The sequence below is a fragment of the Psychrobacter sp. 1U2 genome (assembly GCF_051847575.1).
In genome coordinates this window covers 1-919 of the sequence record NZ_JBPYDC010000650.1, presented here as the reverse complement: position 1 = coordinate 919, position 919 = coordinate 1, and the positions used below count along the sequence as shown (strand labels likewise).

At 46.5% G+C, this 919-nt stretch carries 1 protein-coding gene; it reads left to right on the top strand.

What is annotated here, in order from left to right; genetic code table 11:
• Positions 1–79: 79 nt before the first annotated feature.
• A partial coding sequence (gene narH / locus ACS8FD_RS17865; RefSeq protein WP_439276836.1) for a nitrate reductase subunit beta occupies positions 80–919 on the top strand: 840 nt, incomplete at its 3' end.

Genomic DNA, 919 nt, shown 5'->3' with positions numbered 1-919 from the left:
GACTACCCTGGATAGCTAAAGCCACTTTTATACATCAGTACTTTACAGTACTTCTTATAGCAGTATTTGGAGCACACCCATGAAAATTCGTTCACAAGTCGGCATGGTGCTTAACCTTGATAAATGTATCGGTTGTCACACTTGCTCAGTCACCTGTAAAAATGTTTGGACCAGCCGCGAAGGGATGGAATACGCGTGGTTTAATAACGTTGAATCAAAGCCCGGTATTGGTTATCCCAAAGAGTGGGAAAATCAAAGCAAATGGCGCGGCGGTTGGATACGAAACGCTAACGGCACGATAAACCCGCGTATCGGCGGTAAGTTTCGCGTACTAGCCAATATCTTTGCCAATCCTGATTTGCCAGAGATTGATGATTATTACGAGCCGTTTGATTTTGATTATCAGCATTTGCATACCGCGCCTATCGGTAATTATTCCCCAATCGCCCGCCCGCGCTCAGCCATCACCGGCAAGCGTATGCAAAAGATTGAATGGGGCCCTAACTGGGAGGAAATCCTCGGCTCAGAGTTTGAAAAACGCCGTAAGGACAAAAACTTCGACAACATTCAAGCTGAGATTTACGGTGAATACGAAAACACCTTTATGATGTATTTGCCGCGTCTATGCGAGCATTGTCTGAATCCCACCTGTGTGGCGTCATGCCCCAGTGGCGCGATTTATAAGCGTGAAGAAGACGGTATTGTCCTCATTGACCAAGAAAAATGCCGCGGCTGGCGCATGTGTATTTCAGGCTGCCCATACAAAAAGATTTACTACAACTGGAAATCGGGCAAGTCAGAAAAATGCATTTTCTGTTATCCGCGTATCGAAGCTGGCATGCCAACGGTTTGCTCAGAGACCTGTGTTGGCCGTATCCGCTACCTAGGCGTATTACTCTATGATGCCGATAAAATCGCT